The organism is Mangrovibacter sp. MFB070 (assembly GCF_000705335.1).
Taxonomy (GTDB): domain Bacteria; phylum Pseudomonadota; class Gammaproteobacteria; order Enterobacterales; family Enterobacteriaceae; genus Mangrovibacter; species Mangrovibacter plantisponsor.
Genome location: NZ_JJMI01000022.1, coordinates 22,857 through 36,189, shown reverse-complemented (window position 1 = coordinate 36,189; position 13,333 = coordinate 22,857). Strand labels below are relative to the sequence as shown.

Here is a 13,333-nt window from a genome sequence, read left to right as displayed (position 1 = left end):
TACCGCTTCAATAAAGAAGCGGCCTCAGAATCAATCAAAAATCAAACGTTACCGTTGCACGAACTTCGCGTCCTGTACCCAGGAAAGCGCTGTTGGACGTACCAGAGCCATCGGTTGATGCAGGGAAGATGGATGCCCAATAACGCCGATTGGTTACGTTATTAACGGAAAGGCGTAATGTCGTGGGAATATTTTCAAATACCGTGGAATAACGGGTACCTAAATCCAGCGTGGTGTAACTCCCGGCCCAGGTGGTATTCGTATCGTTTGCCGCGCGTTTACCGGTATAGTGCACATTGGCGCTATAGACCAGTTGCGGCATACTCGGCAGACTGTATTCCACCAGCATATTTGCCTGTACTTTTGGTACCCCAACAACCCATTTATTACTGGTGCTTTCGGAAACAGTATTTTTTAGTTGCGGGTCAAGGAAGGTAACGCCACTGTAGATATTCAGGCCTTCCATAACCGGGCCAGATGCCGTCAGTTCCAGGCCATTATTTACCTGATCCCCTTCTTCTTTGTAAACCATGTCAGTCGAGTCAACATAGGCGAAGGGGCGTTTCAGGCGAAACAGCGCAGCACCAAGGTGCATGTTGTTCACCTCGGCTTTCAGACCAACTTCATATTGTTTGCTGCGAATCGGATCGAGAGTCTGCCCTTCATTGCTCAGCCCTTCTCCGGTGGGAACGGTATCGCCCTGTTCCAGAGAATCCGCATAGCTCACATAAGCCATCACATCAGGTGTGATTTTATACATTAAAGCGACGTTCGGGCTCAGACCATCCTGGTTAACCTGGCTGCTTTTAGTACCGGAGCTGGAGTAATTGGCAGTTTCCAGCCAACTCTGGCTAAGGTAGAACATGGCCGACCATTTTGGTGTAAAGGTCACCGTGTCACCGGCGGTGATGCTTTGCTGGGTATTGGTACTGGAACGATAACGGTCACCATTGGTGATAATTTTACCATCACCCGGTTCATCCATAGAATCCGGGTCATATAAATCCGTGGTTCCCAGGCTGTACCGCACACTGCTGCCTTTCGCAGAGTAGATACTCCAGACATACCCCGATGTTGCGAAAGCAAGATCGTGCCCAATACTGCCAGTATCAACATGCCCATTAAGGCTGAGCATATTGCTCAACACCCTGAAACGCCCTGCTGCACTGGAATCAGACAGGCTACGGGTCAGCGTGCCATTGTTATCGCTAATCGTATTTGAGACAGAGCGCATTGCGCGGTCAGCCTGTTGGTAACCCACACCGGCTGTCAGAGACCAGCCATCATTGAAATCCTGTAATAAACGGGTGCTGATGGTGTCAGTTGTCAGATCCATACCCGCGGTATCCAGCGCGTAGTTTCTGTTTTTCGGATTAAGTTTGGACGCTGAAGGAAGGTTTATACCATTGGCATAGCTGAACCCTGAGGGGTAACCTTTCTGAATAAACTCATAATGGCTGGCATCCAGTTGAACCTGCGTGCCGGGCTGAATATTCCAGTCGAGCGCTACAGCGGCTAATTTCCTGCGCAACGTGCTACCAGCAACATCACCTTCACCTTCTTCGTGCAATAAATTGACTCGATAACCAAATTTACCATCATCAACATGGCCGCCTAAATCAACATGGCCGGTGTAGGCGCCACGGCTCTGATAACCCAGAGTGACGCGGTGCAAAGGCTGATCTGTAGGGCGTTTCGCCACAAAGTTAAATTGCCCTGCCGGGCTGGCAGGGCCATAAAGTGCACCTGTCAGGCTGTTAAGCACATCCACGCGTTCCAGCATTTCTACCGGGAACGCCGTGGTGGCAACCATGTTCAGGCCATCAAGCCGTGTATTCGCCACCACACTGCCTTCCATACCACGGCTTTGTGGGCGGCCCACATCCATACCACCGCGGGCTTCCATCTGGGTACTTGGCGCATATTTCAGTAACTCACTGACACTTTTCGCCTGCTGGTTATCAATCATTTGGTGAGTGATAGTGGTGGTGGAATACGGGGTATCAGTCCAGCTTTTATCCCCCAGCGGCCCTACATTAACCTGCTGCGTGGTAAAACCGGCACCGGATTTTGCCTCCTGAGTTGTGTCGCCCTGGCTTTGTTGCTTCGCCGTCACCACTATTTTGTCTTCTTTACCAGACTTACTGGTGGTTGCTGGCGTGCTACTGGTCGCCGAACTGTCTTCTGAAACTGCGCTGAACCCTGGAGTGGGGAGCGTTCCTGCCAATAAAGGAATGAGTAATGCAAGCTTTGTTTTGTTCATTTTGTAATCATCGCAATATAAAGTATTATATTACGATCTGTGACGAACCTCACCTTTTGATCGAGATCAGGCTTTCCCGGCAATTGGTTATATATAAGCAAACATAATCAATTGGTTATCATAGCCATAACAAAAAAGTTTCTTGCTGCACTTATGTACAACCTTTCGTGCAGTTGTTACTGTTCATTAATCGGAATTTAGTTACAGGGATTTTATGCTTTCCTCGTTATCCTCTTCGCATGCCTTGCGCCAGCGCACATGGGCGCTGTTCGCGTTATTTTTTCTCCCCGGCCTGCTGATGGCCTCCTGGGCCTCTCGTACTCCGGCCATTCGCGATGACTTGCAAGTCTCCATTGGTGAAATGGGGATTGTGCTGTTCGGGCTCTCAATTGGCTCGATGAGTGGCATTCTGAGTTCAGGCTGGCTGGTGAACCGTTTGGGTACCCGTAAGGTCATTCGTCTTGCCATGTCATTAGTGGTTACCGGTATCTTGCTGATGTCCGGAGCGCTGTTGCCGGGCCTGCCCTGGCTGTTTTCTCTGGGGCTTGCCTGCCTGGGCGCCGGGTTAGGTGCCTCCGAGGTAGCGGTGAATGTTGAAGGTGCCATTGTTGAGCGGTTGCGCGGGAAAACCCTGTTACCGATGATGCACGGGTGTTACAGCTTCGGTACCTTAATCGGAGCAGGCGCCGGGATTGGTTTGTCGGCGTTAAAACTGCCGGTAAGTTTTCATTTGTTTATTGCGGGCCTGGTCAGCCTGGTTCCACTGGTTCTTGCGGTGCGGGCCATCCCACCACATAACAGTGGTAACACCACCGCAGGTGAGCAAGGTAACGAACCTGCACATATTCCCTTCTGGCGTGATATTCAGTTACTTCTTATTGGGGTTGTTATTCTGGCGATGGCACTGGCGGAAGGTTCCGCTACCGACTGGCTATCTTTACTGATGGTGGATGGTCATGGGTTTTCCCAAACATCCGGCACACTTATCTATACCGGGTTTACACTGGGAATGACGCTGGGACGGTTTACTGGCGGCTGGTTTATTGACCGCTATAACCGGGTTGCAGTAGTGCGCACCAGCGCATTGTTGGGTGCGCTGGGGATTGGCATAATTGTGTTTGTCGATAACCCGTTTCTGGCAGGCTGCGCTGTTCTGTTATGGGGCGCTGGCGCATCACTGGGTTTTCCGCTCACCATTTCAGCAGCAAGCGACACCGGCCCCAACGCGCCAGCCCGGGTAAGCGTCGTTGCCGCAACAGGCTATATCGCCTTTCTGGTTGGCCCCCCAATGCTGGGTTACCTTGGGGAGCACTACGGTTTGCGCCAGGCGATGGTGGTTGTGCTGGCGCTGATGATAGTTGCCGCACTGGTTGCCCGCGCAGTGGCAAAACCCCAGCCAGCAACGACCAGTTCTGACTGAAACCCGGCACGTACTTTCAGGGCTGTTGCTTACTACCTGCGGTTTTATCCCACAAAAACCAGGTGGTCAGGGCAGCCCAAATTAAGCCACAAGCCAGGTTTACCGCAGAAAAAGCCCCCATTCCCCCCGCCAGTTCAACATGTTTACTGAATTCAATACCCACAATAAAAATCAGCATCTGCAACATGCCCATTGCGGCAGAAACCGTACCTTTACTCATATCGCTGGAAAAGAGCGTTAAACGCACCAGGCCGGCGTTAGCCAGACCAATACCAAAAGCATACAGGCTCAGACCTGCTGTCATCCACAGCCATGCATGTGGGTCAGACCAGGTTGCCAGTGCGGCCAGTAGCAACCCAAGCGTAATCGGCCAGCCACCCAGCCAAATCAGTTTACGTACAGCATGGCGTGCCGTGAGCTTTGCCAGCACCAGGTTGCCCGCAATCAACGAGCCAAAAATAGGTACCTGCAGCAACCCGTAATCCAGGGAAGACAACCCTTGTTCTTCAATAATCATCACCGGAGATTGCGCTATCCACGCCAGGAGTGGCAATGAGACAAAACCAATGCCCAGAGCGCCGGCGACGAAACGCCCATTACGCAATACCTGCGCGTAATCTTTCACCAGAGCAGCCAGAGAAAGCGGTTCACCAATGCGGGTGGCAGTTTCTGGCATGGTGCGCAACAACCCAATAAAGGCTACCAGTGCCAGAACCGCAAATAACACAAACATCCACTCCCAGGGAGCAACCGCAACCCAGGCCGCACCAGCCAGTGGGCCAAGCAGAGGTGCTATTAGCGCAACATTTGCCATCAGCGCAGTAATTTTTATACAGCGCACTTCATCAAAAGATTCTTGTATTGCGGCGTACCCGACTGCGCCAATAAAGCACAGACCAACCCCCTGCATAAAACGCAGCACGGTAAAAGTCACAATGTCGTGTACCAGCAATGTTGCCAGGCAAGTGAGAATAAACCACAGGGCGCCAGCCAGCATCACCGGGCGCCGACCGCGCCGGTCAGATAATGGGCCAAGCAACCACTGCAAAACCATCCCGCCCGCCAGGTAAGCTGTCATGGATCCAGAAACCCAGGAAACATCAGCCTGGAATTGAGCCACGACAGCCAGCATTCCCGGCTGGATCATGTCGTTTCCGATATAAGTTGAAAACTCATACAGCACCAGGCTAAGTGGGAAAATAACCATATAGCTGAATGATTTACGTTTTTTACCCATTATTTCCCTGATTACTGTCGATGAATGTTCGCGCCGATTTTAAGGAATTGTTACGAAAGCACCAGACAAATTGTAGTGAATAAAAAAAAACAGTTTTGTGTCAGTTTTGTTTAAGGTTTTCTTAAGCACAACAGTCTAGCATTACAGGCTGATAAATCAGTGTCTTTGGTAAACCATGTCACAGTACAAAAATCACCTCACACCAGTAAAAACCAGGACAAAACCCCTTTACCTGCTGCCCCTACATTTCTATGGTTATCAGCTTCTTGCCCTGGCTGTGCTGGGGGTTATCTTTTTTTGGTTTTCACGCAATGAGGTGCTGGATTACTCACTGTCACATTACTGGTTTGACCCTGTCACTCACCACTTTCCATGGAAAGAAAATGTCTGGCTGGACAGAATTAACCACCGGTTACTGAAGTATCTGGTTATAGCTGCAGGCGCTTATTTTCTGGTGAAAGGGGCATGGCAGAAGAACCCTCGCATGGTTGTCATTGCGGTTCTCATGGGCCTTGGCGCTGCTGTTGTTGGCATTTTGAAAGCAACCAGCCACCACTCTTGCCCCTGGGATTTGCTTGCCTTTGGCGGCCATGCTGTGGAGTACCCCCTGTTAAGCAATGTGCCTGCACTGAGTGGTCCGGGGCGTTGTTTTCCAGGCGGGCATGCATCCAGTGGTTTTATGGCAATGGCGTTTTTCTTTTGGTTTTATCCGGAAAAACCGCGTCTGGCCTGGTTTGCTTTGTTCTGTGGCACCCTGTTGGGGCTTGCAATGGGTTATGGGCAGGTGATGCGAGGCGCACACTTTTTCAGCCATAACCTGTGGGCCGGCTGGTGGGTCTGGCTGGTACAGGTTGCCGGTTACTTTGGGTTGTCCCAGGGTTTTGCGTGGTTTAGAAGAGGGAAATAATGGAAACACTTAATACCACACTATTTTTGCTGATCAACGCAACACCTGCGTCTCCAGACTGGCTGATTCGCCTCGCAGTGTTTATCGCGCGGGATATGATTTCAATTGTGCCTTTACTGGCAGTCGCTTTGTGGCTGTGGGGCCCGCGCCAGCAGATTTCAACCCAGCGGCACCTGGTTATCAAACTCACAATGGCTATGGCCGTTAGCCTGGCGGTTTCCTGGGGCCTGGGCCTGGCCTTCCCTCACCCTCGTCCATTTGCTGAGGGTATTGGTTATCAGTGGCTACACCACAGCGCCGATGATTCATTCCCCAGCGACCATGGTACTGTTATCTTCACCTTCGCAATCGCATTCTTGTTCTGGCACAGAGTGTGGTCAGGCATATTCATGCTAATTCTGGGGTGCGCTATCGCCTGGTCACGCGTGTACCTTGGCATCCACTGGCCAATGGATATGGTGGGTGGTTTTCTGGTGGGGCTGCTTGCCTGCCTCAGCAGCCAAATTCTCTGGCCCGGGCCTGGCATTAAACTTTTCCGTATTGTTCAGCGCCTTTACCGGCTCTGTTTCTCTGCACTTATCAATAAAGGCTGGGTGCGTGACTAACCCCACGCATGACGCTAAGATGCAATCATTAACCCGGTACTGGCCGCCGGGTTTTTTAATGAGAGCAATATGGAAACACGACACGACGAGCGAGTTCAACAACTCCTTCTGGCAATTAAGCGCAGCGACAAACTCCATTTAAAAGATGCTGCACGGTTGTTGGGTGTATCTGAAATGACCATCCGGCGTGATATTAATACCACCGATGCCCCGGTATCATTACTGGGTGGCTACCTGGTAATAGAAGCACATGCCGCCAATGCCAGTAATTATTTACTTAGCGTACAAAAGCACCGGCTGGTCAAAGAGAAACAATTTATTGGCCGCCTGGCAGCAAAGCTCGTTAAGCCGCATCATACGGTCTTTTTTGACTGTGGCACCACAACTCCCTGGGTTATTGACGCCATTCCTGATGACCTGCCGTTTACCGGCATTTGCTATTCCCTGAATACCTTTCTGAGCCTGCAAGAAAAACCCATGTGCCAGGTTATTCTGTGCGGTGGGGAGTTTCACCATGAAAATGCAGTCTTTACTCCCGTGACCTTTCAGGAAACGCTGGATCATTTGCGCCCGGATCTGGCATTTTTCTCTGCTGCTGGCGTTTCCTCTCAGAAAGGCATCACTTGCTTTAATATCAATGAATTGCCTGTAAAACATTGGGCAATGAAAGCAGCAAGCCGCCATATTCTGGTCGCAGACCACAGTAAATTTGGCGTAGTCCGTGGGGTATTTATGGGTGAACTCAGTGCATTTGATTCACTGGTAACAGACAAAGCCCCTTCAGAAGCGGAGCTGACAGCGTTACTCACCAGTGCAATCACGGTTATCTGTGAAGAATGACAAGGCCCGGCAGAACCGGGCCTGAAAGGTAATACAGCCAGCAGGTTATCAGGAGAACCAGCCACCAAACCACTGGTGGAATTTAAACTGGATGTAATCCCATACCCGGCTGAAGAAGCCCCCCTCTTCCACTGCTTCCATCACAACCAACGGGCGCTGCTCAATAGTTTGCCCATTCAGTTGAAAATTAATGGTCCCGACAACTTCACCTTTTTTTAATGGCGCAGTCAGTTCAGGGGCGTTTAGTGTGTAAGAAGCCCGCAGGTTTTTCATTTGCCCGCGCGGGATGGTAATGGCGCCAGCATCACCCGCCCCCAGGTTGACTTCTGAGTTATCGCCATACCAGACACGCTGTGTCACAAAGGGCCGGTCAGGGCTGATGGGGGTTACTGTCTCAAAGAACCGAAAACCCCACGTCAGTAATTTTTCCGATTCATTGAAACGAATACGGTCAGTTTTCGCCCCAAGCACCACTGAAATAAGCCGCATGTCCCCTTGAGTTGCAGAGGCGACCAGGTTATACCCGGCCCCTGCGGTCGTGCCGGTTTTCATGCCATCGACATTCAGGCTACTGCTCCACAGCAAGCGGTTGCGATTAGGCTGGCGAATATTATTAAAAGTAAACTCTTTCTCTTTGTTGACGGCGTACTCATTGGGCACATCGCGCACCAGCGCCTGGCCTAATAACGCCATATCACGCGCAGTAGTAAACTGCCCTGGCGCATCCAGGCCGTGTACCGTTTTAAAAGTGGTATTGGTCAGATTCAGGCGTTTTGCATAACCGTTCATCAGGTTAACAAAAGCGTCCTGGCTGCCAGCGATATAGTCTGCCATGGCAATACAGGCGTCGTTACCAGACTGAATAACGATCCCTTTATTGAGGTCATCAACAGACACGCGATCCCGGGGCTTTAAAAACATGACCGACGAGCCACGCAGCGCCGGGTTGCCGGTCGCCCAGGCATCGTCTCCCACTGTGACCATATCTGTAAGGTGAATTTTACCCGCTTTCAGAGCCTGGCCGACGACATAACTGGTCATCAGTTTCGTCAGGCTTGCGGGGTCGAGTTTTTCGTCTGCATTCCCTTCCGCCAGCACTTTGCCACTGGCGTAGTCCATCAGGATCCAGGCTTTTGCATCAATGGCCGGTGCCGCAGGTGCGGCTGGCTCTGCAAAAACCTGGGGGGAAACGAGTAAGAGAAGTGTTGTTCCCGCGCACCAGGCACGAAACGAGGAGGATAAACCACGTTTATTCATAACTTTGCCACCTGAGTATCCATTCCAAAACAACAGCGCCTTGCGACCTGCCCAAAAAAGATAGCCAGTAACCTAACGCGCGGCTTGTGTTAAAGAAACCTTGAATTGGTAAAGTTTTTTAAGTTTATGCGATAACCGGGAACCCTGCTTTTCATTGTTACTAATTAATAAACAACATGTTGGTAAATTGCGTACCTGCGCGCATACTGACAAACTCATTTACTAGTTGGGAGAAAGTGGTGATAACAGTCTGGGGCAGAAACAACTCAACCAATGTGAAGAAAGTTTTATGGTGCCTGGAAGAACTGGGGATGGAGTATGAAAATATTCCTGTAGGTGGCCAGTTTGGAAAAACGCACGACCCGGAATACCAGGCAATGAACCCTAACGCACTTATCCCCTGCCTGCAGGATGACGCAACCGGTATTACCCTGTGGGAGTCCAACGTTATTGTGCGCTACCTGGCGGCACAATACGGGCAACAAACCCTGTGGACAGAAAACCCGGCAAAACGTGCGCTGGGTGAGAAGTGGATGGACTGGTCGGCCAGCACACTCCCCTACGCCTTTCGCGGTGTTTTCCTTCCTCTGGTAAGAACACCACCGGAACAACGCGATGAACAAAGTATTGAGCAAAGCCGCCAGGAGTGTGAAAAGTTACTGACTATGCTGGACCAGGCGCTGGCAGATTCTGCATGGCTGTCTGGCGAAGAATTCGGTATTGCGGATATCGCCCCGGCGCCCATCGTTTATGGGCTACTGAACCTGGGTCTCTCCTGGCCTGAATGGCCGCATCTGCGTAACTGGTATCAACGCCTGGCAGAACGCCCGGCATTCCAGCGTATTGTGATGATTCCCCTTAGTTGACCGGCAAAAAACCAGTGCTGGCGCGCTTCTTTCCCAAAGCGCGCCACATATTATTATGTCACCCCGTCTTCAGCATGTGAATCAAGGTGGTTCAGGCACTCATCGAGGTCATCAATACATGCCTGCAATTTACTGGCATCTACGGTTATGTACGATGGGCAATCGTGCCCGCCCGATAATAAACATAATGATGCCGACGCCACTGCTTCTATAGCCCGATGAAAATCAGTAATTTCACTACCGGGCAAATCAGCCCGAATAGCAGGCCAGTCGTCACGGAAGTCATTGCACAACGCCAGCAATGTTTCTCGTAACTGCAGCCCTTCGTTAACGGACATATACCCCTTGGCCCGTCGCAACTCTGAGTAGCACTGCAACGCCGCCCGGGCTGCGGTCATTTTTGCCACCAGTTCAGCTTTGCATTTTTTTGCGATCATCATAAATCCCTCCCTTGGTATTAGCCAAAGACATAACTCTGGCTAATACAATAAGGCTAGATCTGTTTATTGTGCTGAATACTGCCGCAGGTCAATTTTTAACCACCAGATTGCAGAATTTACATTACAGCTACACGCCAGACTGTGGCTGTCATGGGGCTGACTGGGTATAATCGCCCGATTGTGAGCAATGAACTGTATAAAAAATGTCTAAAATTGGATTTCTGTCGTTAGGTTGCCCAAAGAATCTGGTGGATTCAGAACGCATCCTGACTGAATTACGTACTGAAGGCTATGATGTGGTGCCCAGTTATGATGACGCCGACCTGGTCATCGTTAACACCTGCGGTTTTATCGACAGCGCGGTCCAGGAGTCACTGGAAGCGATTGGTGAAGCCTTAAACGAGAACGGTAAAGTTATCGTCACCGGTTGCCTGGGAGCAAAGGAAGACCAAATCCGTGATGTCCACCCTAAAGTGTTGGAAATCACAGGCCCGCATAGCTATGAACAAGTGCTGAATCATGTTCACCACTATGCGCCCAAACCTGAGCACGACCCGTTTGTCAGCCTGGTGCCCAAACAGGGTGTTAAATTAACGCCACGCCACTACGCTTACCTGAAAATTTCAGAAGGCTGCAACCATCGCTGCACTTTCTGTATCATCCCTTCCATGCGTGGTGACCTTGACAGCCGGGCAATTGGTGAAGTGCTGGATGAAGCCAAACGCCTGGTTGAAGCCGGTGTCAAAGAACTGCTGGTTATTTCTCAGGACACCTCTGCCTACGGCGTTGATGTGAAGCACCGTACCGGGTTCTGGAATGGGCAACCGGTAAAAACCAGCATGGTCAGCCTGTGTGAACAGCTTTCCCGCCTTGGTGTCTGGACTCGCCTGCACTATGTCTACCCGTATCCTCACGTAGATGAAGTCATCCCGTTGATGGCGGAAGGCAAAATTCTGCCTTACCTTGATATCCCGCTGCAGCATGCCAGCCCCAGGATCCTGAAGCTGATGAAACGCCCGGGAGCTGTTGAGCGTACCCTTGAGCGCATTAAGCGCTGGCGCGAAATTTGCCCTGAGTTAACCCTGCGTTCAACTTTTATTGTCGGCTTCCCGGGGGAAACTGAAGAAGACTTCCAGATGCTGCTGGATTTCATTACCGAAGCACGCCTCGACCGTGTCGGCTGCTTTAAATACAGCCCGGTAGAAGGTGCCACAGCCAATGAGCTGCCGTCTCCGGTGCCAGAAGATATCAAAGAAGAGCGCTTCCACCGCTTTATGCAGTTGCAGCAGAAAATTTCTGCGGAACGCCTGCAAGAAAAAGTGGGCCGGGAAATTCTGGTTATGATTGATGAAACCGATGAAGAAGGCGCGATTGGCCGAAGCATGGCGGATGCACCAGAAATTGACGGCGCGGTATACCTGAATGGTGAAACCCACCTGAAAGCCGGGGATATCGTTAAAGTGAAAGTGGAAAACGCAGACGAATACGATCTGTGGGGGTCACTGGTTCGCTAACCCACTAACCTCAGGCCTGTTTTATGGCCTGAGGTTTCATTACACACCTGTGCTGCACCCAACAAACCTTCTCTGTTCATAGTCCTGCCGGTATTTTCCGTTACGATTCCGGGCCATCGCCTTCCAGTGCATCCCGTAGCCCGTCACCAAGCAAGTTAAACGCCAGTACGCTCAGGAAAATAGCCAGGCTTGGGAAAATAGCAACATGAGGAGCCATCACCATATCGCTTCGGGCTTCGCTGAGCATCACGCCCCACTCCGGCGTTGGCGATTGCGCGCCCATCCCCAGAAATGACAGGCTGGATGCGGAAATAATAGATAACCCAATACGCATAGTCAGGAACACCAGAATAGATGACAACGTACCAGGCAGAATATGGCGTACTAAAATAACCCAGTCAGAAGCACCAATGCTGCGCACAGACTCAATAAACATCTGGTTTTTCAATACCAGCGTATTGCCTCTGACCAGGCGGGCAAACGCCGGGATACTAAAGATAGCAACCGCGATAATCACATTACTCATCCCATTGCCCATCACAGCCACAACCGCAATAGCCAGTAAAATCCCCGGGAAAGCAAACATCACATCGCACAGGCGCATAATCAGCCGGTCATACCAGCCTTCATAATAACCAGCCACCAGCCCAAGCCCGGAGCCTATCACCATCCCAATAAACACCGCCAGAACGCCGGCCGCCAGCGAAATACGCGCGCCAACCAACACCCGGGAAAAAATATCCCGCCCAAGGGAATCAACACCAAACCAGTGAGCCAGCGAAGGCCCGGCATTCAGTTGGTCGTAATCGTAGTAAGTCTGTGCATTATAAGGGGCAATCCATGGTGCCAGGATAGCCAGGATAATCAGCAGGCACACAAATCCGCCAGCGGCCACAGCAATGGGCTGGCGGCGAAAACGGCCCCAGAAAGTACGCCAGGGAGGTGTACCCCGTAGCGGATGAATCACAGGCAGTGCTTTAATGATTGCCTGGCGTCGCCAGTTAAACAGAGTCATGTTGCTCGTTACACCCTTCTACTTATAACGAATGGCCGGATTCAACAGGGCGTAGATAACGTCCACAGCCAGGTTTATCAGAATAAAGATTAAAGAAAACAGCAGAACTTCGGCCTGAATCACCGGGTAATCACGCATTTCTACTGAATCCACCAATAACCTGCCAAGCCCGGGCCAGTTAAAGACCTTTTCCACCACAATCGAACCGCCCAGCAAGAAACCGAATTGCAGGCCCATCATGGTGACAACTGGCACCATTGCATTACGCAAGCCATGTTTCAGGATAACCACCTGTTCACGCAGCCCTTTTGCCCGGGCTGTGCGCATGTACTCTTCCTGCAATACATCAACAAATGCCGCTCGCGTAAAACGGGCCATTACTGCGGCAACCCCCGCGCCTAATGTAATGGAAGGCAGAATATAGTGGCGCCAGGTATCTGCCCCAACAACCGGGAACCAGCCAAGATCCACCGCAAAGACCTGAATCAGTACCATTCCCAGGGCAAATGCCGGAAAAGAGATGCCCGTTACTGCCAGCGCCATACTCAGGTAATCCGGCCAGCGGTTGCGCCAAACGGCCGCCGCCACACCACTGATTAAGCCAAAGATCACAGCCCAAAGCATGCTCAGGCAGGCCAGCCAAAACGTAGGCATAAAGCGGGCAGCGATTTCCTCGGTTACCGGGCGATGAGAAACCATCGACATACCGAAATCACCCTGCAATAACTGCCAAATAAAATGCAAAAATTGCTGCCATAAAGGCGCATCCAGGCCGAGCTGTTTGCGCACCATTTCGACCACTGCAGGCCCCGCTTCCGGGCCTGCCATCAGCCTTGCCGGGTCACCCGGCAGTAAATGCACAAACAAAAACACCAGTACACTGACAAAAAACAGTGTTGGGATAAGCCCAAGCAGGCGCTTTGCTACATAAGTCAACATGCCGCGGCTACATCCAGTTGTTATTCATAA

12 protein-coding genes are annotated in these 13,333 nt (G+C 51.2%); 6 read left to right on the top strand and 6 right to left on the bottom strand.

From position 1 onward, the window contains the following. Positions 1-34 precede the first annotated feature (34 nt). Complete coding sequence (locus DT73_RS09495) at positions 35-2,263, bottom strand: TonB-dependent siderophore receptor (RefSeq protein ID WP_036107593.1); 2,229 nt, start codon at positions 2,261-2,263, stop codon at positions 35-37. Positions 2,264-2,477: 214 nt separating this feature from the next. Between DT73_RS09495 and DT73_RS09490 the strand changes: the two genes are divergently transcribed. Further along, positions 2,478-3,683 carry an MFS transporter gene (locus tag DT73_RS09490; RefSeq protein WP_036107591.1) on the top strand — a complete coding sequence of 402 codons (1,206 nt, stop codon included), beginning with the start codon at positions 2,478-2,480 and terminating at the stop codon, positions 3,681-3,683. A 16-nt stretch (positions 3,684-3,699) separates the two neighbouring features. Here DT73_RS09490 and DT73_RS09485 read toward each other — a convergent pair whose 3' ends face one another. After that, positions 3,700-4,920 (bottom strand): MFS transporter, encoded by a 1,221-nt coding sequence (locus tag DT73_RS09485; protein WP_036107589.1) that lies wholly within the window; start codon positions 4,918-4,920, stop codon positions 3,700-3,702. Between the two features lie 175 nt (positions 4,921-5,095). On the opposite strand from DT73_RS09485, the gene DT73_RS09480 reads away from it, so the two are divergent. The 3 genes from DT73_RS09480 to deoR all read left to right on the top strand — a co-directional run bounded on the left by DT73_RS09480 (position 5,096) and on the right by deoR (position 7,272). Then, positions 5,096-5,827, top strand: a complete 732-nt coding sequence (locus tag DT73_RS09480) for a phosphatase PAP2 family protein (RefSeq protein ID WP_036107586.1) — start codon at positions 5,096-5,098, stop codon at positions 5,825-5,827. After that, on the top strand, positions 5,824-6,432 hold the full coding sequence (ybjG, locus tag DT73_RS09475; protein ID WP_152552507.1) for an undecaprenyl-diphosphate phosphatase: 609 nt from the start codon (positions 5,824-5,826) through the stop codon (positions 6,430-6,432). Before DT73_RS09480 ends, ybjG begins: the two co-directional genes overlap by 4 nt. Before the next feature lie 69 nt (positions 6,433-6,501). Then, positions 6,502-7,272, top strand: coding sequence for a DNA-binding transcriptional repressor DeoR (gene deoR, locus DT73_RS09470; protein ID WP_036107582.1), 771 nt, complete (start codon positions 6,502-6,504; stop codon positions 7,270-7,272). 48 nt (positions 7,273-7,320) lie between these two features. On the opposite strand, the gene dacC is transcribed toward deoR, so the two are convergent. Continuing rightward, positions 7,321-8,529 carry a serine-type D-Ala-D-Ala carboxypeptidase gene (gene dacC / locus DT73_RS09465; protein ID WP_036107580.1) on the bottom strand — a complete coding sequence of 403 codons (1,209 nt, stop codon included), beginning with the start codon at positions 8,527-8,529 and terminating at the stop codon, positions 7,321-7,323. Between the two features lie 239 nt (positions 8,530-8,768). Here dacC and DT73_RS09460 point away from each other — a divergent pair, with 239 nt between their 5' ends. Continuing rightward, the gene (locus DT73_RS09460) at positions 8,769-9,395 is read left to right on the top strand and encodes a glutathione S-transferase family protein (protein ID WP_036108704.1); all 627 of its coding nucleotides are present in this window, start codon (positions 8,769-8,771) and stop codon (positions 9,393-9,395) included. Between the two features lie 53 nt (positions 9,396-9,448). Here DT73_RS09460 and DT73_RS09455 read toward each other — a convergent pair whose 3' ends face one another. Then, a complete protein-coding gene (locus DT73_RS09455; protein ID WP_051691328.1) occupies positions 9,449-9,835 on the bottom strand; it encodes a biofilm formation regulator BssR in 387 nt (128 codons plus the stop codon). 203 nt (positions 9,836-10,038) lie between these two features. Here DT73_RS09455 and rimO point away from each other — a divergent pair, with 203 nt between their 5' ends. Continuing rightward, a complete protein-coding gene (gene rimO, locus DT73_RS09450) occupies positions 10,039-11,349 on the top strand; it encodes a 30S ribosomal protein S12 methylthiotransferase RimO (protein WP_036107578.1) in 1,311 nt (436 codons plus the stop codon). 100 nt (positions 11,350-11,449) lie between these two features. On the opposite strand, the gene gsiD is transcribed toward rimO, so the two are convergent. Continuing rightward, on the bottom strand, positions 11,450-12,364 hold the full coding sequence (gsiD, locus tag DT73_RS09445; RefSeq protein WP_036107576.1) for a glutathione ABC transporter permease GsiD: 915 nt from the start codon (positions 12,362-12,364) through the stop codon (positions 11,450-11,452). Positions 12,365-12,382: 18 nt separating this feature from the next. Further along, complete coding sequence (gene gsiC, locus DT73_RS09440; protein WP_036107574.1) at positions 12,383-13,303, bottom strand: glutathione ABC transporter permease GsiC; 921 nt, start codon at positions 13,301-13,303, stop codon at positions 12,383-12,385. Between the last annotated feature and the right edge of the window lie 30 nt (positions 13,304-13,333).

Coding starts and splice junctions, on each gene's coding strand:
- DT73_RS09495 (WP_036107593.1), bottom strand. CDS start 2,263: ATGAACAAAACAAAGCTTGCATTACTCATTCCTTTATTGGCAGGAACG.
- DT73_RS09490 (WP_036107591.1), top strand. CDS start 2,478: ATGCTTTCCTCGTTATCCTCTTCGCATGCCTTGCGCCAGCGCACATGG.
- DT73_RS09485 (WP_036107589.1), bottom strand. CDS start 4,920: ATGGGTAAAAAACGTAAATCATTCAGCTATATGGTTATTTTCCCACTT.
- DT73_RS09480 (WP_036107586.1), top strand. CDS start 5,096: ATGTCACAGTACAAAAATCACCTCACACCAGTAAAAACCAGGACAAAA.
- deoR (WP_036107582.1), top strand. CDS start 6,502: ATGGAAACACGACACGACGAGCGAGTTCAACAACTCCTTCTGGCAATT.
- dacC (WP_036107580.1), bottom strand. CDS start 8,529: ATGAATAAACGTGGTTTATCCTCCTCGTTTCGTGCCTGGTGCGCGGGA.
- DT73_RS09455 (WP_051691328.1), bottom strand. CDS start 9,835: ATGATGATCGCAAAAAAATGCAAAGCTGAACTGGTGGCAAAAATGACC.
- rimO (WP_036107578.1), top strand. CDS start 10,039: ATGTCTAAAATTGGATTTCTGTCGTTAGGTTGCCCAAAGAATCTGGTG.
- gsiD (WP_036107576.1), bottom strand. CDS start 12,364: ATGACTCTGTTTAACTGGCGACGCCAGGCAATCATTAAAGCACTGCCT.
- gsiC (WP_036107574.1), bottom strand. CDS start 13,303: ATGTTGACTTATGTAGCAAAGCGCCTGCTTGGGCTTATCCCAACACTG.